This window comes from Azospirillum ramasamyi (assembly GCF_003233655.1).
In the GTDB taxonomy this organism is placed as follows: Bacteria; Pseudomonadota; Alphaproteobacteria; order Azospirillales; family Azospirillaceae; genus Azospirillum; species Azospirillum ramasamyi.
The window spans coordinates 486,614-506,260 of the sequence record NZ_CP029833.1 but is presented as its reverse complement, the minus strand read 5'-3'; the positions used below and the strand labels follow the sequence as shown (position 1 = coordinate 506,260).

At 69.9% G+C, this 19,647-nt stretch carries 14 protein-coding genes; 8 read left to right on the top strand and 6 right to left on the bottom strand.

The window, feature by feature from the left end; genetic code table 11:
• Nucleotides 1-348 precede the first annotated feature (348 nt).
• Entirely contained in the window at nucleotides 349-2,037 is a 1,689-nt protein-coding gene (gene aspT / locus DM194_RS24510; RefSeq protein ID WP_111070229.1) for an aspartate-alanine antiporter, read from the top strand.
• 93 nt (nucleotides 2,038-2,130) lie between these two features.
• Here aspT and DM194_RS24505 read toward each other — a convergent pair whose 3' ends face one another.
• Together DM194_RS24505 and DM194_RS24500 are read right to left on the bottom strand one after the other, a co-directional pair.
• On the bottom strand, nucleotides 2,131-3,381 hold the full coding sequence (locus DM194_RS24505) for an Hsp70 family protein (protein WP_111070227.1): 1,251 nt from the start codon (nucleotides 3,379-3,381) through the stop codon (nucleotides 2,131-2,133).
• A 183-nt stretch (nucleotides 3,382-3,564) separates the two neighbouring features.
• Nucleotides 3,565-4,569: an SDR family oxidoreductase gene (locus tag DM194_RS24500; protein ID WP_111070225.1), complete on the bottom strand. Its 1,005-nt coding sequence runs from the start codon at nucleotides 4,567-4,569 to the stop codon at nucleotides 3,565-3,567.
• Nucleotides 4,570-4,812: 243 nt separating this feature from the next.
• Here DM194_RS24500 and DM194_RS24495 point away from each other — a divergent pair, with 243 nt between their 5' ends.
• From DM194_RS24495 to DM194_RS24485, 3 genes are read left to right on the top strand one after another with little or no spacing between them, the layout of a single operon-like run.
• Nucleotides 4,813-5,013, top strand: coding sequence for a sulfurtransferase TusA family protein (locus DM194_RS24495; RefSeq protein WP_246024581.1), 201 nt, complete (start codon nucleotides 4,813-4,815; stop codon nucleotides 5,011-5,013).
• 49 nt (nucleotides 5,014-5,062) lie between these two features.
• The gene (locus tag DM194_RS24490; protein WP_111070221.1) at nucleotides 5,063-6,292 is read left to right on the top strand and encodes a DUF2478 domain-containing protein; all 1,230 of its coding nucleotides are present in this window, start codon (nucleotides 5,063-5,065) and stop codon (nucleotides 6,290-6,292) included.
• 32 nt (nucleotides 6,293-6,324) lie between these two features.
• Complete coding sequence (locus DM194_RS24485) at nucleotides 6,325-6,651, top strand: DUF1244 domain-containing protein (RefSeq protein WP_111070219.1); 327 nt, start codon at nucleotides 6,325-6,327, stop codon at nucleotides 6,649-6,651.
• 132 nt (nucleotides 6,652-6,783) lie between these two features.
• On the opposite strand, the gene DM194_RS24480 is transcribed toward DM194_RS24485, so the two are convergent.
• Entirely contained in the window at nucleotides 6,784-7,575 is a 792-nt protein-coding gene (locus DM194_RS24480) for a substrate-binding periplasmic protein (protein ID WP_425457330.1), read from the bottom strand.
• A gap of 363 nt (nucleotides 7,576-7,938) precedes the next feature.
• On the opposite strand from DM194_RS24480, the gene DM194_RS24475 reads away from it, so the two are divergent.
• A complete protein-coding gene (locus DM194_RS24475) occupies nucleotides 7,939-11,352 on the top strand; it encodes a response regulator (protein ID WP_246024580.1) in 3,414 nt (1,137 codons plus the stop codon).
• Nucleotides 11,353-11,485: 133 nt separating this feature from the next.
• The gene (locus tag DM194_RS24470) at nucleotides 11,486-12,388 is read left to right on the top strand and encodes an ATP-binding response regulator (RefSeq protein WP_111070215.1); all 903 of its coding nucleotides are present in this window, start codon (nucleotides 11,486-11,488) and stop codon (nucleotides 12,386-12,388) included.
• Between the two features lie 24 nt (nucleotides 12,389-12,412).
• Here the strand turns inward: DM194_RS24470 and DM194_RS24465 are convergent, their stop codons facing one another.
• Both DM194_RS24465 and cobD read right to left on the bottom strand, forming a co-directional pair.
• Entirely contained in the window at nucleotides 12,413-13,999 is a 1,587-nt protein-coding gene (locus DM194_RS24465; protein ID WP_246024579.1) for a sensor domain-containing diguanylate cyclase, read from the bottom strand.
• 136 nt (nucleotides 14,000-14,135) lie between these two features.
• Nucleotides 14,136-15,269 (bottom strand): threonine-phosphate decarboxylase CobD, encoded by a 1,134-nt coding sequence (gene cobD / locus DM194_RS24460; protein ID WP_111070211.1) that lies wholly within the window; start codon nucleotides 15,267-15,269, stop codon nucleotides 14,136-14,138.
• A gap of 68 nt (nucleotides 15,270-15,337) precedes the next feature.
• Between cobD and cbiB the strand changes: the two genes are divergently transcribed.
• Entirely contained in the window at nucleotides 15,338-16,300 is a 963-nt protein-coding gene (cbiB, locus tag DM194_RS24455) for an adenosylcobinamide-phosphate synthase CbiB (protein ID WP_111070209.1), read from the top strand.
• A gap of 46 nt (nucleotides 16,301-16,346) precedes the next feature.
• Here the strand turns inward: cbiB and DM194_RS24450 are convergent, their stop codons facing one another.
• Nucleotides 16,347-16,814 (bottom strand): hypothetical protein, encoded by a 468-nt coding sequence (locus tag DM194_RS24450; RefSeq protein ID WP_246024578.1) that lies wholly within the window; start codon nucleotides 16,812-16,814, stop codon nucleotides 16,347-16,349.
• A 329-nt stretch (nucleotides 16,815-17,143) separates the two neighbouring features.
• Here DM194_RS24450 and DM194_RS24445 point away from each other — a divergent pair, with 329 nt between their 5' ends.
• On the top strand, nucleotides 17,144-19,483 hold the full coding sequence (locus tag DM194_RS24445) for a hybrid sensor histidine kinase/response regulator (RefSeq protein ID WP_111070205.1): 2,340 nt from the start codon (nucleotides 17,144-17,146) through the stop codon (nucleotides 19,481-19,483).
• Nucleotides 19,484-19,647 lie beyond the last annotated feature (164 nt).

Here is a 19,647-nt window from a genome sequence, read left to right as displayed (position 1 = left end):
CTACAAATCGACGCCCCTGAAGACGGTCTTCCATGTACCGGAAAAATCGTCCGGTGAAAGGCTTCCTTGAAAGCCACGCCCACCTGAAAAACCCACAGCCCTGACATAAAAATGAAAAATGCAAATTGTCCTGCATTTTTGAAATTGATGCTTTTATGAACGTTTAACTTTTCTCTGTACGGAAAGCATAATTCATTTTACCCGCATTTCCGCCCAAACCGTGACCCTTAAGAATCATCTCCACTGTTCTAGGCCGCGGTTCATTGACCGAGGCAGAGGGTTGGCTTTCACTTCCCTTCACTATCCATTTGGAAAATGCCGGGAAAAACCCTTCTGCAAGGAAATTCCATGCCATGGATTCACTCCATCCTCGATCAGGCACCAGAGATTGCCTTATTTCTTTCCGTCGCAGGCGGCTATTGGATCGGCAAGTTCCAGTTCGGTAAATTCCAGCTCGGGGAAGTGGCCGGTTGCCTGTTGGTCGCGGTGGCGATCAGCCAAATCGGCGTCTCGATCGACGACGGCGTAAAATCGTTCCTGTTCGCCTTGTTCATCTATGCGGTCGGCTTCGAATGCGGCCCGACGTTCTTTCAATCGCTCGACCGGAAGTCGATCCGCGAAGTCCTCCTCGCGGTCGTTCTCGCGGCCAGCGGCTTGATCACGGTCATCGTCATGGCCCATCTGTCGAGTCTCGACAAAGGCCTGGCCGCGGGCATCGCGTCCGGCGGGTTGACCCAGTCGGCCATCATCGGCACCGCCAGCTCGGCCATCGGCAAGCTCGCGCTGCCCGCGGAGGAGATTCAGCGCCTCCAAAACAACGTCGCGGTCGGCTATGCCGTCACCTACATCTTCGGAACGCTCGGCCCCATTCTGGTCTGCGTCAACCTGCTGCCCTGGATGATGAAGCGCAGCATCCGCGACGACGCCATCAAGGCGCAAACGGCGATGCTGGCCGGCACCCATCCTCTGGGGCCCGGCGAGCAGTACGCCATGAGGGCCCTGGTCGGCCGCCTCTACCGGATCGAACAGGCGGCGGGGCGGACGGTGGCGGAGATCGAGGCGGCCGCCGCCAACGGCCCGGTCAGCATCGAACGCGTGAAGCGCAACAACATGCTGATCGGCCTGCAGCCGACCCTGCGGCTGCAAACGGGGGACATCATTCTGCTGGTTGGACGGCGTGCCGGGGTGGTCGGTCTGGCCGGCACTCTCGGAGTGGAGCTTCGAACCTCGCGGGGCATGGACGTCATCATGCTGGAGCGGGACGTGGTCATCACCAACCCGGCCTACACCCACCGCACCGTCGCGGAGATCCGCAGGGCTACGGCGGACATCCAGCATCATGGCGTCTATGTGACCGGCGTGAAGCGGAGCGGTGTCCCGCTGACGCTCACCCCCAACACCGTGATCGAGTCCGGCGACATCGCCACGCTCTATGGCTCCGCGAAGGATGTGCAGCGCGTCGCCAAGTCGGTGGGGACGGACATCATCCCAAGCGACATCACCGACTGGATCTACCATGGCCTGGGGCTGGTGCTCGGCCTGCTCATCGGCCTGGCCGAGATCCGCATCGGCGACATTCCGCTGACGCTGGGCGGCGGCGGCGGCGCCCTGCTGGCCGGTCTGCTGTTCGGCTGGTACCGCACCCGCAACCTCACCATCGGCAACATGCCCGTGCCGGCCATGACGGCGCTGCGCGACCTGGGCATTGCCGGCTTCATCGCCGTGGTCGGCCTTCAATCCGGCCGGCAGGCGGTGAGCACGGTCGCCGAGAGCGGCTTGAGCATCTTCCTGGCCGGCGTGGTGGTGACGCTCGTTCCGTTGCTGATCACCCTGCTCGTCGGCCGTTACCTGCTGCGCTACGACAATGCGGCCATCTTCGCCGGCGCGCTGGCCGGTGCGCGAAGCGCCAACCCGGCCTTCGGCGAGGTGCTCACCCAGGCCGGCAACTCGATCCCGACCGTCCCCTTCGTCATCACCTACGCGCTGGCGAACATCCTGCTGACCCTGCTGGGGCCGCTGGTCGTGGCCTTCGTGTGAGCCACAGCATCGGCACGGCGGCAGGGCCGCCGCGGGGCGGCTCCGGGTCACGCCGCGGCCACCTCTGTCCGCAGGATCGGGGCCGGCGCCTCCTCACCCGTAGCGCCGCAACGCCTCCACCGTCAGCCCCAGGCCGACGGAGCCGAAGATGTTGCCTTCCACCACCCGCGCGTCCGGCGCCTCGGCCAGGATGGCGGCGCGCACCTGCGGCAGCAGGGTGGAGCCGCCGGTCAGGAACACCGCGTCGATGCGGTCGGCGGTCACGCCCGCATCAGCCAGACAGTCGCGGATGCGCGAACCGATGCGGGCGGCGAGCGAGCCGGTGGCCAGGTTCAGCGCCTCCCGGTCCACCGCCAGGGAAAGGTCTCCGTCGCCCCAGTCCAGCACGAGATCCGCCGCCGGCCGGTCGGACAGGGCGATCTTGGTGCGCTCCACCGCCATGGCCAGCGCGTGGCCCTGACGGTGCTCGATGATGCCGATAAGGCGCTCGATCTTCTCCGGCTCGGCGGAATCCCGCCGCAGGCGTTCCAACTCGGCCATCGCCTTGGCGGTGTAGAGGAAGTTGATCTTCGACCAGGTCGCCAGATCGAAATAGATGCTGCGCGGCGCCAGCAGACCGGCGCGCTTCATCGCGCTGCCCAGCCCCAGTTCCGGCATGGCGGTGGCGAGGCTGAGGTCGCGGTCGAAGTCTGTGCCGCCGACGCGGATGCCGTCATTGGCCAGGATGTCGCCGGCCCGGTCGGCCTTGCCCCGCCGCTCCGGCCCGATGCGCACGACCGAGAAGTCCGAGGTGCCGCCGCCGATGTCGGCGATCAGCGCAAGTTCCTCCCCCGCCACCTGCTGCTCGTAGTCGAGCGCCGCGGCGATGGGTTCGAACTGGAAGGAGACGTTGCGGAAGCCGGCGGCGCGCGCGATCTGGCCGAGCGCCTCCTCCGCCGCGGCGTCGCCGGCCGGGTCGCCGTCGACGAAATGGACCGGGCGCCCGACCACCACGTCGCCCAGTTCGCCGCCCAGCGCCTGTTCGGCCCGCGCCTTCACCAGATCGAGGAAGGTGCCGATCACCGCGCGGAAGCTGATCCGGCCCTTGCGGAGCGCGGTGTCGGCGTCGATCAGGTCGGTGCCGAGCATCGACTTGATCGAGCGCATCAGCCGCCCTTCCACCCCCGACACATAGGCGTCGACGGCCTCCTGGCCGATGGTGGTCCGGTCATGCTCGAAATCGAAGAACACCGCCGTCGGCAGGGTGGTGCGCACGCCATCGAGCGCCAGCAGCCGGAAACCGCCGGAATCCTGCACGCCCAGCGTCGTGTTCGAGGTGCCGAAATCGAGTCCGCACGCCGTCATGTCCCGCCTCCTGCCCGGATGACCGCTGCGGCCACCCGCCGCACCGGAAAAGGGGCGAGCGTATAACGGCTCCCGGCCACGGGATCAAGGCCGCCGGATCAAGGCCGCCGGATCAGGGCGCAGGATCAGGCCGTCGGATCAGGCCGTCGGATCAGGGCCGCCGCCGGAGGATCGGATGCGGTGTCACCGGGCGTGCAGCTTCCGCCCGTTGCCCAGCGGACGGCTGGCCAGCAGCACCGGCAGCATGAACAGGGTCAGGTTGGTCCAGGAAATGGGGCTGCGCGGCGGCTTCGGTTCGATCCAGCCGCCGCTGGCGCCCTGATATTCCGGCATCGCGGTCATCACGCCGCCCGAGGTGGCGGGGGCGGAGCGGTTCTGGAACATGTCCCGCTCGATGGTGTGGGCGAGCGCCCGCTCGGTCAGCTGCGGGGCCATGGCGTTGCTGACCGCGGCGATGCGGGCCTCGGTGCCGACGAAGCGTTCGCGTTCCGGTTTGCGGGCGAGCGCCAGGATGGCGGCGGCGACCTCCTCCGGCGGGTGGATGGGGTTCAGCGGCTTGACCGCCCGGCCGGTGTAGTTGGCGGCATGCTGCCACAGCGGCGTGTCGATCGACGCCGGCATGACCATGCAGACATGGATGCCCGGCTCGTCCACCAGCTCCTGCCGCAGCGATTCTGAAAAGCCGCGCACCGCGAACTTCGCGGCGGTGTAGGGCGTGGCATAGCGCTGGCCGATGTTGGACACCATCGACCCGGTGTTGATGATGATGCCCTCCCCGCGGTCGAGGAAATGGGGCAGCACGGCGCGGCAGCCATGGACGGTACCAAGCAAATCGGTGCGCACCACCTGCTCGAACACGTCGTCGGGGATGTCCTCGAACCGGCCGAAGGCGATGACGCCGGCATTGTTGACCCAGATGTCGATGCCGCCGAAGGTTTCGACGGCGCGGTCGGCCAGACGCTGCACGGCGCGCTGGTCGGTGACGTCGGTCGGAACCACCATCGCCCGGCCGCCGGCCTCCACGCACTCCCCCGCCACCTCGTGCAAGGCGGCCTGCCGGCGGGCCGCCAGGATCACCGCAGCGCCCTGGCGCGCGAACTCCAGCGCGGTCGCCCGCCCGATGCCGCTGGATGCGCCCGTGATGACCACCACCTTGTCGCCCATGCCGTCATCTGGCCGCTTCGCCATGACCGCTTTCCTTTCGTCGAAATCCCGTCCTTGGGCCGTACAACAGCGGGACATGCGGAAAATCTCGGCCGCCGCTCCCGCTCCGCCGACGGTTGCGGCCGATGCGCCCGATCGGCCAGCGGTCTGGAGAAGCGGGCGCGAACCGGCTACAGTCACGGGCGGAGTAAGGATTTCGTCCTCAACGATCGTGGAGCGGGCGCGGTGCCGGCGAGAGAGCTTGACGTGAAGGGGTTGCATTGCCCATTGCCCATCCTGCGCACGCGGGCCCTGCTCGACCGCATGGAGCCGGGGGAGGAACTGGTGGTCCAGGCGACCGACCCGGCCTCGGTCATCGACTTCAAGCATTTCTGCAACACGACCGACAACGCCCTGCTGTCGCACGAGACCCTGCCCGACGAGGTCCACAAGACCGTCTTCGTCTACCGCATCCGCCGGGGCGGCTGAGGCGCCCGTCCACGCCCCCACCCCGCCGTTCCGCGAAAGGTCCGCCCCGATGCCGCTTCCCCCCGCCTCCCCGCCGCCCCTGCGCCCCGGCGCCGTGATCCACGGCCCCGGTTCCTACGGCGTCGACGCGCTGCTGGACGGCTTCACGGCGGAGCTGAAGCGGCGCGGCTTCCGCGTCGGCGGGCTGATCCAGCGCAACCACGGGCCGGGCGACGACTGTGCGGAGCGGATGGAGCTGGTCGACGTCGCGACCGGGCGGGCCTATGACATCACCCAGCGGCTGGGGCGGGAATCGCAATCCTGCCGCGTCGATCCCACCGGCGTGGCGGAGGCCAGCCAGGCCATCCGCAACGCGGTCGCCGCGAAGGTCGATCTGCTGGTCATCAACAAGTTTGCCGGGCTGGAGTCGCACGGCGACGGCCTGTCGGACGAGATGCTGACGGCGATCGCGGAAGGCATCCCGCTGCTGACCAGCGTCGGCAGCCGCTATCTCAACGAATGGCAGTCCGCCACCGGCGGCTTCTGCGACCTGCTGTCGCCCACCGCCGACGCGCTGTGGCGCTGGTGGGGGCCGCAGCGGATGTACCCGGATCTGGTGCAGGGCGTCGCCGACGCCGAGGTCCGCCGCGTCGTCACCGGCGACAAGTGGGTGCTGGTGGAAACCGGCCAGGGGCTCGGCGTCGCCGCCCGGCAGGCGCCGGCGGCGGAGGAGGAGGATCCGTGGCGCTGGGCCGGCCGGTCCTTGCGCGATCTCGCCGCCATGGCCGCGCAATCGTGGGATCCGCTGGAGATCGCGGTGGGCGTTGCCGCGCTGAACGCACACTACAACCGGCCCGATGTGGCCGGCATTCCCGGCAACGGGCTGGACCTGTTCGCTTCGGTGGAGGGGCGCGTCGTGGTGGTCGGCGGCTTCCCGCAGGTCGCCAGCCGGATGCCGCGCGCCCAGGTGATCGACATGACCCCGCAGGAGGGCGAGCATCCGGAGGCCGCCTGCGACTGGCTTCTTCCGGGCGCGGAGGCGGTGGCCGTCACCGCCTCGGCCTTCGCCAACCGCACCCTGCCCCGCCTGCTGCGGGTGTCGGCCGGGGCGCGGGTGGCGATGATCGGCCCCGGCACGCCGCTGACCCCGCGCCTGTTCGACTACGGCCTCGACGTGCTGGCCGGCTTCGTCGTCACCGACCGCGAGGCGGTGGTCCGCACCATCGCCGCCGGCGGCGGCTCGCGCGATTTTCATCCCCATGGCCGGATGGTCACCCTGCACCGGCCACCCCACTCTTAACAGAACAAGAAAACCGGAGGAGTAGAGACCCCATGGCCGATCTGGACCACCAGACCCGCATCGAACTGGAAGCCGCGGCATTCCGCGGCCTGGTCGAGCACCTGCGCAAGCGTACCGACGTGCAGAACATCGACCTGATGAACCTCGCCGGCTTCTGCCGCAACTGCCTGTCCAAATGGTACGCGGCGGCGGCCAAGGAGCGCGGCGTCGCGCTGTCGGACGAGGACGCCCGCATCGCCGTCTACGGCATGCCCTATTCCGAATGGAAGCAGAAGCACCAGAAGGACGCCAGCCCCGAGCAGCAGCAGAAGTTCGAGGACACCAAGCCGCTGCACGCGGAGATCAGCGGGCACCGGTAAGGCACGGCGTCAGGAAAGCGGGGGCCTCTCCCGTCCCGAGGCTGGCGGCCCGGGACGGGAGAAGGCGCCGGAATGCGCGGCAAGCGCCCGCCGGCCGGCGGGCAGGCAGGGTCGAAGCCCCGGGGACGCGCTTCAGTCCCGCGCCACGATGGGGCTCAGCTTGTAGCGGGCGGCGACGCTCTCCAGCCGGCCGTCGGCCTTGATGGCGGCGACGAAGGCATTCACCCGCTCCAGCCACGCCGCGTCGCCCGGCGCCACCGCATAGGCGTAGGGCGTCGGCTGGACCGGCATGTCCGGCACGACCAGCCGGGCCCAGGGATGGAAGGCCAGCATGCGCTGGCCATAGGGATAATCGGTCAGGAAGGCGTCGGCGCGGCCGGCCTGCACCTCCTCCTCGCGTTCCTGCGGGCGGGTGACGGCGACGATGCGGGCGGCCTTCATCGCGCTGCGGGCATAGCCGTCCATGTAGGTGTCCTTCTGCACCGCCAAGACGTTGCCGCTGCGGTCCAGATCCTCCCAGCGCCGGATGGTGTCGTTGGTCTGGGTGGTCACCGCATAGATGCCGCTGCGCAGATAGGGCTGGCTGAAGGCCACGCGCTGCGCCCGCGCCGGGGTGGCGCCGATGGCGAACATGCCGATGTCGCAACGGTCTGCCAGCAGATCGTCGATGAAGCGGGGAAAGCTGCTCTCCACCACCGTCAACTGCACGCCGAGATCGTCGGCGAAGGCCCGCGCCATCTCGGCGTCCAGCCCCTCCAGCGCGCCGGTCCGCGGATTCCGGAACGAGATCGCGTAGTAATCGGGCCAGGAGCAGACACGAAGTTGCTTCTGCTCTGCAATTTTATGAAGTCTCCCATCCTTCTCAATCGCTGAAGCGGTATTGCCGGCAGCCGGAGAGAACAGAATTGCACAGCAGACAGCCAAAACGATACGCGTCTCCATATCACACCTTTCGTTAACCACTCGGACCTGTTCTTTGACGCCGCCGTGCAATGCAATACGGGGGACGCGGCATACTAACATCGACCGCATGAGAACGGCAGTGAATGCTTGGCGTATGGTCCGCGCAGCTGCTATTGTCGGGAGCGTCGATCTCGACCGGGACCGCCGGGCCGCATACGGATGACAACGCCGCAAGACCACGCTGCCTGACCGAACCCGTTCGACCACACCTGACCGCCCGGAACGCACGCCCTGCTCCATCGCCCAGCAAAAGCGGATCCAAAGGGTCTTTTCCAGAAGCGCGGCGGCATCATCGCCTTTGCCCTTCTGGCCGTCTTCGCCCTGTTGGTCAATCAGGGGCAACAGCTGATCGCCGCGCGCGAGGCGGCGCTCGACACCGCGGAGATCAATCTCGCCAGCCTTGCCGCGGCGCTGGAGGTGTCGACCACCCGCACGGTGCAGTCGGTCGACGTCACGCTGTCGGCCATCGTCGATTCACTGTCCGACGCCAGCTGGACGGGCGAGGACGGCCGGACCGGTCCCGACCTGTCCGCGCTCCTGACCGACCGGCTGCGGCGGTCGCCGCATCTGCGGGGCCTGACCCTGCTCGACCGCACCGGCCGCATCCTCGCCACGACCGAGGGGGCGCATCCCGCCGACGCCTATCTGACGGAGCTGGACGCCTTCCGCCAGCAGGCCGCCGGCCAGAACAGGGGGCTGGTGATCGGCGACCCGCGGCCGGGCCGCGGCCTGCTCGACCGCGCTGCCGGAGGGGAGCGGTCCGGGCGCTGGCTGCTGCCGATGAGCCGCGCGCTGCGCGATGCGGACGGCATGCTGCATGCGGTGGTCGTCGCCACCGTCAATCCCGACTATTTCCAGGGCCTGTACCGTGCGGTCCAGGGCGGCGACGACGCCGCGGTGGGCGACCGCATCGCGCTCTACCGGTATGACGGCACGCTGCTGACCGTCCAGCCGCAGGCGGGGGAGGAGATCGGCCACTCCTTCTCCGAGACGCCGCTGTTCCGCCAGCGCCTGCCCCAGGCCGAATACGGCGTGTTCAGCCACTCCGGCACCGATATCGGCGCCGGTCCCGACACGCGCATCGTCGCCTACCGGACGACCCCGGTCTGGCCGCTGGTGCTGACGGTCAGCGTGCGGCAGGACGCCGTGCTTGCCGTATGGCGCCACAATCTGCGGATGGCGGCCCTGCTCTCGGGCGGCATGATCCTGCTGCTCGGGCTGTTCGGCCTGCTGCTGGCGCGGTCGCTCGCCGCCCAGCGCCGCCAGGACGAGGAGTTGGAGGCGGCGAACGCCCGCCTGTCCGCCATCGTCGACACCGCGGCGGAAGGCATCGTCACCGCCCGGCCCGACGGGGTGATCGAAGCCGCCAATCCGGCCGCCCACGCCATCTTCCGCTGCGCGCCGGGCGGGCTGGTCGGCCGGCCGGTGACGGAGCTGCTGCCCGCCGACAAGCGCGAGGCCGCCGCCCGCATCCTGTTGGAGATCGCGCGCGGCCGCCGTCCGATGGACACCGCCACCCGCGGAGAAACCGCGGCGATCAGGCCGGCGGCGGACGGCGAGGAGAGCTTCCCGCTGGCCTATTCCATGGCGCTGGTGAAGACCGCGGCCGGGCCGCTCTTCGCCGCCATCCTGCGCGACCTGACGGAGGCGAAGCGGCTGGAGCACACGCTGCGCGACGCCAAGGAGCGGGCGGAGGACGGACAGCGCATCAAGATGGAATTCCTCGCGACGATGAGCCACGAGATCCGCACGCCGATGAACGGGGTGATCGGCATGGCCGGGCTGCTGCTCGACACGCCGATGGAGGCGGAGCAGCGCACCTATGCCGAAACCATCCGCGATTCCGCCGAATCGCTGCTGGTCGTCATCAACGACATCCTGGATTTCTCGAAGATCGACGCCGGCCGCCTGGATCTGGAGGTCGGTGAGTTCGAACTGGTGCCGATGGTCGAAAGCGTGGCGGAAATCCTGGCCCCGCGCGCGGCGGCCAAGGGGCTGGACCTTGCCAGCTTCGTGCCGCCCAACCTGCGCGGCGCCTTGCTGGGCGATGCCGGGCGGCTGCGCCAGATCCTGCTGAACCTCGCCGGCAACGCGGTGAAGTTCACCGACAGCGGCAGCGTCACCATCCTGCTGAGCGAGGAGCCGGCCGATCCCGGCCAGCCGGCGGGGGACGGCGTCCGCGTCCGCTTCGAAGTGCGCGACACCGGCATCGGCATCCCCGAGGAGGAACGCCCCCGCCTGTTCGCCATGTTCACCCAGGTCGATTCGTCCCCCGCGCGGCGCCATGGCGGCACCGGCCTGGGTCTGGCGATCTGCAAGCGGCTGGCGGAGCTGATGGGCGGCCGCATCGGGGTGGAGAGCCAGCCGGGCGCCGGAAGCACGTTCTGGGTGTCGATCCCGCTGAAGCGCGGCGCCGGCAGCGCCCACCCGCCGGCTCCCGCCGGCAACTGGGCCGGCCGCCGCCTGCTGCTGGTCGACGACATCGCGGTCAACCGCGACCTGCTGACCCGGCAACTGGACGGCTTCGGCATCGTGACCGAGACGGCGGAGAACGGCGAGGAGGCGCTGGACCGGCTGGCCGCCGCCGTCCGCGAGGGCCGTCCGTTCGACGCCGCCATCCTCGACCACCGCATGCCGGGGCTGACCGGGCCGGAGGTGGCGCGGCGCATCCGCGCCAATCCCGCGCTGGCCGGGATCCGTCTGGCGCTGGCCTCGTCCCACAGGCTGGAGGGGCAGGAACCGGAGAGGGCGCCGGTCGATACCCATCTGCCGAAGCCGATCCGCTTCAGCACGCTGTGCCATTGCCTTGCCCGCCTGCTGGAACCGCAATCGGGACCGGAATCCTCGGCGGCGCCCGCTGACTGGCCGGCACCCGCGCGGACCGGCAACGTCATCCCCCTCCCCGTGCGGCCCCCCGCCGGTCCGGCGGCTCCGCCCGACGGCAAGCCGCGGGTCCGCGTGCTGGTGGCGGAGGACAATCCGGTCAACCAGCAGCTGACGCTGGCGCTGCTGCGCCGTGCCGGCCACAGCGCGGAGGCGGTGTCCAACGGCGAGGAGGCGGTGGAGGCGGTGGAGGCCCGCCGCTACGATCTGGTGCTGATGGACGTCCAGATGCCGGTGATGGACGGGCTGGAGGCGACACGGCGCATCCGCCGGCTGTCCGGCGCGGCCATGCGCATCCCCATCGTGGCGCTGACCGCCAACGCCATGCAGGGCGACGCCGCCATCTGCCTGGAGGCCGGCATGGACGACTATCTGTCCAAGCCGATCAATGCCCGCAAGCTGCTGGACACCATCACCCGCTTCGCGAAGCCGGCCGGCGGGGAGGATGGCGGCCCCGGAGGCGGTCCAGCCGGCCCGCCCCCCTCTCCGCCGGCCGAACCGGAACCGCCCGCCGTCAACGTGGAGAAGATCGGGGAATTGCGCGACTCCCTGGGCGCGGACGGCTTCGCCCTGCTGCTGGAAACCTTCTTCAGCGACAGCCCCATGCATCTAGACCTGCTGCGCGGCGCCATCGACCGCGGCGACTGCGCCGGCATCGAGCGGGAGGCGCACATCCTGAAGGGCTCCGCCGCCAATGTCGGCTTCGACCGGCTGGCCGCCACCGCCCATCATCTGGTCAGCGCCGCCCGCCGCCGGGACCGGGACGCGCTGACCCCCGCCGCCGGGGCCCGCGTCGCCGCGGAGCTGGAGGCTGCCCGTCGGTCGGCGGCGGCGCTGGAGACACCCGTCGGCTGAAACGCGCTCCACACGGCTCGCGCTTCATACTGCGGCGCAATGCCGCCGGTGATTGTGCAGCAGGTGTGGTTTCGGTAAAACATGGCGGATTCCGCCCCCCTCCCCGCCGCGAACCACTGGAGCCACGCCGACCATGGCCGATGCCGTCACCGCACTGGTCGTCGATGACGAGGAAATGACCCGCGCCATCGTCGCCGGGTATCTGTCCCGCATCGGCTACCGGACGCTGGAGGCGGGGACCATGGCGCAAGCCTGGGAGATCCTGTCGGCCAACGGGACGGCGATCCACGTGGTGCTGCTCGACCGCCGCCTTGCCGACGGCGACGGGCTCATGCTGTACCAACGGATGAAGGGCGTGCCGGAACTGGCGGGCATCCCCGTCATCGTGCAGACCCTCTCCGACAGCAGCGCGGAGATCGCGGCGGCGATCCGCGCCGGGGTGTTCTATTACCTGATAAAGCCCTATGACGGTGCGCTGCTGCGTTCCGTCGTCCGCGCGGCGGAGGAGACGACCGGCCGGCTGAGGAGCCTGCAGGGCGACCTGCGCTCCCGCTCCGACGCCATCGCGCTGCTGCGCGACGCGCATTTCCGCTTCCGCACCCCGCAGGAGGCGCAGAACCTCGCCATCGCCCTGTCGTCGGTCGCCTCCACCGGGCACTGCCTGACCTTCGGCCTGTCGGAAATCCTGGTCAACGCGGTGGAGCACGGCAACCTCGGCATCGGGTTCGAGGCGAAGGGACGGCTGAAGGCCAGCGGCATGCTGGCCCACGAGATCGAAGCCCGGCTGGCGTCGTCCGAGCACCGCGACAAATACGCCACCCTGCATGTGGAGCGCAGCGACAGCCGCGTCATCTTCACCGTCACCGACATGGGGCCGGGCTTCGACTTCAAACGCTATCTGTCGGTCGATGCCTCCCAATCGCACGCCACCCATGGCCGCGGCATCGCACTGGCCCGCATGGTCGGGTTCGACCAGCTGACCTTCGTCGGCACCGGCAACCGGGTGGTGGGAATCGTCAATCTGGACCGGGCATAGGCCCGGCACCCACCGGACCAGCCCCTACATTCCCGGCTCGAACACCGCCACCCGGTTGCGGCCGAGATGCTTCGCCCGGTAGAGCGCGAGGTCGGCGCGGTGGATCGCCCGCTCCAGCGTGTCGGTGGCGCCCTCCAGCCCGGCGATGCCGATGCTGGCGGTCAGACGGAAGGTGCCGTCCGGCGCCTCGATCGGCATGCGGGCGAGGTGACGGCGCACCCGTTCGGCCACCACGCGGCTTTCATCGGCGGTGGCGCCGGGCAGCACCACCACGAACTCCTCCCCGCCCAGCCGGCCCAGCAGGTCGTATTCCCGCAGGATCGCCTGACATCCGGCGGCGACCATGCGCAGCGCGTCGTCGCCGGTGGCATGGCCGAAGGTGTCGTTGATCCGCTTGAAATGGTCGACGTCCAGCACGAAGACCGACAGCGGCTCGTGAAAGCGGTGGGCGCGGGCCAGCTGGGAGCGGGCCAGCTCCATGAAGGAGCGGCGGTTGTAGATGCCGGTCAGCGGATCGCGCGACGCCATGTCGCGCAGCGCCTCCTCCATGCTGCGGCGTTCGGTGTAGTCGTAGATCCAGGCCAGATTGACCGGCACGCCCTGGATCACCGCCTGATTGACGGTGAACAACGTCCAGAAGGGCGACCCGTCGGCCCGCTTGAACTGGACCTCCATGTTGGTGACCCCGCCGCCGCCGCGCAGGCGTTCCAGGACGCGCAGGCGCTGGTGGCTGTCCAGGTAATAGTCGCGGGCGCGGCTGCCGATCAGCTTTTCCCGCGGCAGGCCGATCAGTTCGGCGAAGCGGGTGTTGACGAAGATGATCCGCCCGTCGTCGCGGCGGGAGACGGAAACGCCGACCGGGCTCTGCTCCAGGATCGCTTCCAGCCTCTCCTCTTGCGGGCGGGTTTCCTCCGGTTCGTGGATGGCGCCGGCGATGCCCGTCGGATTGCCGGCCCGTTCGCCGAAGGCGGCCCGGATCAGGCTGGCCATGCGCATCGCGCCCTCCGCCGTGCAGAACGGCGCCTCGACGCGGATGCTGCCCTCCCACTCCGATACGGCCCCGTCCCTGCCGGCATTCCCCCCCGTCATGCCCGGCCTGTCGATGCCGGCGGGGCGCGGGAAGGCGTCGCCGAGCGCGCTGTAGCGGCCATCGGCCTCCTTGACGAAAAGCGGCACCGGAACCGCTTCGAGCAAGGCGTCGACCATCGGCATCCCGGCGGGTCCGGTGCCGCAGGGGGCGCCGGCCCCCTTCGCCTGCCGGCAGAGGGCGCCGACATCCGTCACCGTCAGCATCCGCAGCGCATCCGCCCCCTGGCCGGCGTCGTCGGTGTCCACCGGCAAGGGCGTCTCCGCCACCGTCACCCAGCGGGCGGCGCCGTCGGCCCGCCGCACCGGCCACGCCCGCGGCAGGCCGCGGTCCAGATCGAACTCGCACAGGGTCCGCCCCGCCAGCCCGCCCGTTTCGCAGGCGAGCAGCCCATGCAGCGCGGGGTTGGCGTAGCGGATCATCCCCGATGCCGTGACGATGCAAACCCCGACCGGCAAGCAGTCGTAGGCCGACCATGCGGAGCCCCGCACCCCCTGCACGTCACGGTCGGAAATCATTGCCATGCTATCAGAAACCAGCATGGCACAAAGTGTCCCATAGAATTTTATTTCCCCGCAATGCCGGAACGACCCCAAGGGGTCGAGGTGATCCGGGCAGACTTCTAAAAACAGTTGAGCTTATAAAATTTTTATCGATTGTTCAAGATGCTGACTTTTTGCTTGGTTGCACCGTCCCAACCTTGTCCCCGCCTTGCTCCCAGGCTCCGCGGCTGTCGAGTGCGACGCTAAGTCGCTGCCAAGCCTCCTCCGGGCCGGGCAGGCCGAAGCGCAGCCAATCCGGCCGCCCTTCGAACCGGCGCACCAGGATTCCGGCCTCCCCCAGCGCGCGATAGAGGCCGGGCGCCCGCCGATCCTCGACGAGGCAGAACAGCGCGGTGCCGCCGACCACCGTCAGGCCGGCGCCGGACAGCAGGCGGCGCAGCCGCGCCATCGCTTCGTCCAGCCTGCCGCGCGTCCCGGCGATCCAGTCGCCGTCGCCGAGCGCCGCCGTGGCGATGGACAGGCCGGGGCCGGACACCGCCCAGGGGCCGACCGCGTCGCGCAACGCCGCCGCCAGCCCGGCCGGCGCCAGCGCGATCCCCAGCCGCAAGCCCGCAAGCCCGAAGAACTTCCCGAAGGAGCGCAGGACCACCAATCCCGGCCGGCCGGCGAAACGGACGACGCTCTGTTCCGGCTCCATGTCGGCGAAGGCCTCGTCCACCACCAGCCAGCCGCCGCGCGCCGCCTGCGCCTGCGCCAGATGCAGCAGCCTTTCGGGCGGCAGGAGGCGGCCGTCGGGGTTGTTGGGGTTGACCAGGACCAGAACATCCGACGCCGGAATATCGACGGCGGGAGCGCCCGCCCGGTCCGCGCCATCCACCCCGCGCACCTCATGGCCGGCCAGCCTCCAGCAGCGGGCATGCTCGGCATAGGTCGGCTCCACGACCGCCACCCGGCCGGGCGGCCGCAGGCGCGGCAGAAGCTGGATCAGCGCCTGCGAGCCGGAAGCGGCGGCCACCAGCTCCGCCGACGGCGCGCCGTAGCAGGCGGCGGCGGCGGTGCGCAGCGCCGCCTCCTCCGCCCGGCCGGGCAGCCGGGTCCAGGCCTGCGGCGGGACCGGGGGCAGCGGGTAGGGCCAGGGGTTGATGCCGGTGGACAGGTCGACCCAGGGCTCGGGCGCCTCGGGAAAGGCGGCGCGGGCGCCGTCCAGGTCGCCGCCATGCAGCAGCCCGCCGCCATCCGCCACGCCCCCACCCGTCACGCGCGGCTTGGTCGCCGTGCCGTCTTCGGCCATGATCGCGCCTCCTTGCGTCCATCCTAGCGCGGCCCGCCGGCCGCCCCATCCGTTGGAACGTTCCGCCCGTGCCGCTTCATCCCTTCCTGCTCGCCGCCGCGCTCGTGATCGAGGCGGTGGCCGGCTATCCGGACCCACTCTATACCCGCATCCGCCATCCGGTGGTGTGGATCGGTGCGCTTATCGCGCAGCTCGACGCCGCGCTCAACCGCGAGGACGACGGTTTCGGACGGCGCAAGGCGTTCGGCGTGCTGGCGCTGGCGGTGCTGCTGCTGACGGTGGGCGGCGTGGCGGTGGCGGTGGCCTGGGCCTGCCGGCTGCTGCCCTTCGGCTGGCTGATCGAGGCGGCGCTCGCCTCCACCCTGCTGGCCCAGCGCAGCCTGCACGACCATGTGGCGGCGGTCGCCGGGGGCTTCCGCACCGGCGGGCTGGAGGGCGCGCGCAAGGCGGTGTCGATGATCGTCGGCCGCAACCCCGCCACGCTGGACGAACCGGCCGTCGCCCGCGCCGCCATCGAAAGCCTCGCGGAGAACTTTTCCGACGGTGTGGTGGCGCCGGCCTTCTGGCTGCTGGTGGGGGGCCTGCCGGGGCTGGCGCTCTACAAGGCGATCAACACCGCCGACAGCATGATCGGCCACCGCACGCCGCGGCACGAGGCCTTCGGCTGGGCGGCGGCCCGGCTCGACGATCTGGTCAATTTGCCGGGCTCCCGCCTGACCGCCCTATTGCTGGTCGGCGCGGCCTGGATGATGAAGGGGGCCGACCCTCGGCAGGCCTGGCGGTCCGTGCGGCAGGACGCCCGCCGCCACCGCTCCCCCAACGCCGGCTGGCCGGAAGCGGCCATGGCCGGCGCGCTCGACCTGCGGCTGGGCGGCCCGCGCGTCTATGGCGCCGCCCGCATCGAGGATGTCTGGCTCGGCGCCGGCCGCACCGCCGCGACCCCGGCCGACATCGGCCGCGCGCTGGCGCTCTACCGCCGCGCCTGCGTTCTGCTGGTCGGCGGAGCGCTGGTGCTGGCGCTGCTCGGCTGATCCGCTGGGCTGATCCGCTGGGCTGATCCGCTCGGCTCCTGATCCGTCACCGCCTCACCGCCCGGCGCACCATCAGGACGATCCGGCGCGCGACGCGGCGCAGCCAGCGCAGCAGGCGGCGGGCAGCCCGGTACGGGGCCGTCTCCTTCAGCCAGTCCAGCCAGGCGATGACCCAGCCATAGCCGCGGGCGAACCAGCCGATGGTCAGCAGCTTCGGCTTGGTGATGTGGAACAGCCGCTCCACCAGGACGATCTTCACCAGCTCCGTCCCGGCGATCACGGCGGCGCCGGCCAGCGGCTGCCCGGTGGCGAGAAGCCACGCCCCGACCAGCTTCGCCGGCTCAAGCAGGGCCAGCGGCACCAGGACGAGCGCCAGCGACGGGTAGGGCCCCAGCCCGGCGATCCAGGCGCCGGCCCAGCGGCTGAGCCGTGCGAAGACCGGGACCTGCGCGATCCGGCGCAGGACCGGCCGCACCACCCAGTAGGCCAGCGCATCCAGAAGGAAGTAGACCACTGCCGCCAGCGTCCACACCGGACGCAGCAGGCGGCCCCCCAGAGAACGAGATCCGGGCGAACGAGATCCGGGCGAACGAGATCGGGGCGGGCGGGGCTGGGAGCGCGAAGGAGCCGACTCTTGGGGAGAATCGGGGCCTTGCGGCTTCCCGGAAGAGGAATGCATGTTCATCCGTCATATCCCGCCGGACGTCGTAGGTCGCAGTCTACCACCAAGGCGAGCCTTTCGTTCGTGGAAAGGGGCTGGCACTGTCCCCTCAATTGTCTTCGCGCCTATGCGAACGATATTGCTGTAAACCCGATCGGTCCGTACAACCCAACACGACTCCCGTGCCCGGCCAATACGATCCACTGCTCGTCGCCTTATCCTACGTCATCGCCGTCTTCGGCGGTTATGTCGCCCTGGATTTGGCCAATCACACCCGCCTCGGCGAGGGCAGTCTCCGAGCCTGCGGCCACGGCGACGTGCGGCGGCTGGCCGGTGCGGCGTTGGCGCTGGGCGCCGGGGTCTGGTCGATGCACTTCATCGGCATGCTGGCCTACCGCAGCGAGGTGCCGATCGGCTACGACGCCGGGTTGACGGCGTTATCCTTCCTGCTGGCGGTGGGCGTTTCGGGCGCCGGGCTGTTCGCCGTGGCCCGCAACCGGCCGCGCCGCTTCACCCTCGGCGTTGCCGGAACACTCACCGGTCTCGGCATCGTCAGCATGCACTATGTAGGAATGGCGGGCATGCGCATGGACATGGAACTGTCCTACGACATCCTACTGGTCGCCACCTCCATCGCCGTCGCCATCGTCGCTTCGACCGTGGCCCTGTGGCTGGCCTTCCGCACCCAACGTCCGCTGCAGCGCGCCGCCGGCGCCGTCCTGCTGGGGCTGGGCGTGGTGACGATGCATTATACCGGCATGGCCGCGGCCGGCATGGAACCGGTGACTGAACTGAGCGCCGCCGGACAGATCCTGGCGCCCGTCCATCAGGCCGGACACCGTGCGGGAATGACCGCCACGGGCCAGGGGGTCGCCCTGTCCTCCACCCTTCTCGCCGTCATGACCGGGCTCGGGACGCTGCTGCTTCTCTGCCTCGCCCTGCTCTCCTCGCTGCTGGACCGCCGGCAGCAGGCGGACCGCTCGGCCGAGCAGGAGGCGCGCTACCGCGCCATCGTCGACACCGCGGTCGATCCCATCATCCTGATCGACGACCACGGCATCGTGCAGTCCTTCAACCATGCCGCGGAGAAGACCTTCGGCTACGGCGCCGACGAGGTGATCGGCCGCAACGTCAACATGCTGATGCCGCAGCCATACCGCACCGCCCATGACGGCTATCTTAACCGCTACCACCGCACGGGTGAGCGGCGGATCGTCGGCATCGGCCGCGAGGTGGAGGGGCTGCGCAAGGACGGAACCACCTTCCCGCTCGACCTGTCGGTCGGCGAATGGCATGTCGGCAAGCGGCGCATGTACACCGGCATCATGCGCGACATCACCGCCCGCAAGGCGGCGGAGGAGGCGATCCTGCGTGCCCGCGACGAGGCGGAGGCCGCGCGGATCGAGGCGGTGCAGGCCCGCGACGACGCCCAGCGCGCCGACCGCGCCAAGACGAAGTTCCTGGCCGCCGCCAGCCACGACCTGCGCCAGCCGCTTCAGTCGCTGTTCTTCTTCGCGCACGCGTTATCGGACAAGCTGGAGGACCACCCGACCGCCCCGCTGCTGGCCAGCATGACCGAATCGCTGACCGGCCTGCGGGTGATGCTGGACAGCCTGCTGGACGTCTCGCGCCTGGATGCCGGGGTGGTGAAGCCCAGCGTCACCGATTTCGCGCTCGGCCCCCTGCTGGACCGGCTCGCGGAGGAATACCGCCTCCGCGCCGGCGAATCCGGGCTGGTGCTGCGCCATGTCCCGACCTCCGCCTGGACCAGGAGCGACCCGGCCCTGCTGGAGCGCATCCTGCGCAACCTGATCGAGAACGCGATCCGCTATACCGAGCGCGGCCACATCCTGATCGGCTGCCTGCATCGCGGCGGCGGTCTGCGGCTGGCGGTTCTGGACCAGGGCATCGGCATTCCCGCCGACAAGACCCAGGACATCTTCCAGGAGTTCACCCAGCTCGCCAACCCGGAGCGCGACCGGCGCAAGGGCCTCGGCCTCGGGCTGGCGATCGTGCGGCGGCTGGCCGGGCTGCTGGAGCATGGGGTGGCCGTGCGCTCCACGCCCGGGCGGGGCAGCGGCTTCTACCTCGACCTGCCGGCGGCGGTGCCGCGCCCGATCCCGAAACCGGTCTGGCTGCCGGTGGAGCCGGCGCGCGTGAAGGGCCTGATCGTGGTGGTCGACGACGACACCATCATCCTGCTGAGCATGCGCGCGATGCTGGAGGAATGGGGATACGACGTGGTCGCCGCGGTGTCGGCCGACGAGGCGATCCAATCGCTGCTGAACCTGGGACGGCAGCCGGCGATGATCGTCGCCGACTACCGCCTGCGCGAAGGCCGGACCGGCGTGGAGGCGATCCGCGACATCTACGGCGTCTGCGGCGTACGGGTTCCCGCCGTGGTGCTGACCGGCGATACCGACCCGGCCCGCATCGCCGAAGTCCAGCGCAGCGGCCACCGCCTGATCCACAAACCGGTGTCCGCCCCCATGCTCCGGGAAATCCTGACTTCGGCCGCATGAGGGGCCGCATGAGGGAGCATCCTGAGGTGGCAGCCCGAGTGGCCGCCTGAGGGTTCAGGTCCGAAAAAGCGTCCGGCTCCACCCATGCAGCCCTGGACGCACGGGCGGTCGGGAACTAGCATCCGCCACCCGAACGAGCCTCCGGCGGCCCCCGCCCGTCGCCG

What these genes read in the sequence shown, in the direction of transcription:
- aspT (WP_111070229.1), top strand. Translation starts at nt 349, where the DNA reads ATGCCATGGATTCACTCCATCCTCGATCAGGCACCAGAGATTGCCTTA.
- DM194_RS24505 (WP_111070227.1), bottom strand. Translation starts at nt 3,381, where the DNA reads ATGACGGCGTGCGGACTCGATTTCGGCACCTCGAACACGACGCTGGGC.
- DM194_RS24500 (WP_111070225.1), bottom strand. Translation starts at nt 4,569, where the DNA reads ATGGCGAAGCGGCCAGATGACGGCATGGGCGACAAGGTGGTGGTCATC.
- DM194_RS24490 (WP_111070221.1), top strand. Translation starts at nt 5,063, where the DNA reads ATGCCGCTTCCCCCCGCCTCCCCGCCGCCCCTGCGCCCCGGCGCCGTG.
- DM194_RS24485 (WP_111070219.1), top strand. Translation starts at nt 6,325, where the DNA reads ATGGCCGATCTGGACCACCAGACCCGCATCGAACTGGAAGCCGCGGCA.
- DM194_RS24470 (WP_111070215.1), top strand. Translation starts at nt 11,486, where the DNA reads ATGGCCGATGCCGTCACCGCACTGGTCGTCGATGACGAGGAAATGACC.
- DM194_RS24465 (WP_246024579.1), bottom strand. Translation starts at nt 13,999, where the DNA reads ATGGCAATGATTTCCGACCGTGACGTGCAGGGGGTGCGGGGCTCCGCA.
- cobD (WP_111070211.1), bottom strand. Translation starts at nt 15,269, where the DNA reads ATGGCCGAAGACGGCACGGCGACCAAGCCGCGCGTGACGGGTGGGGGC.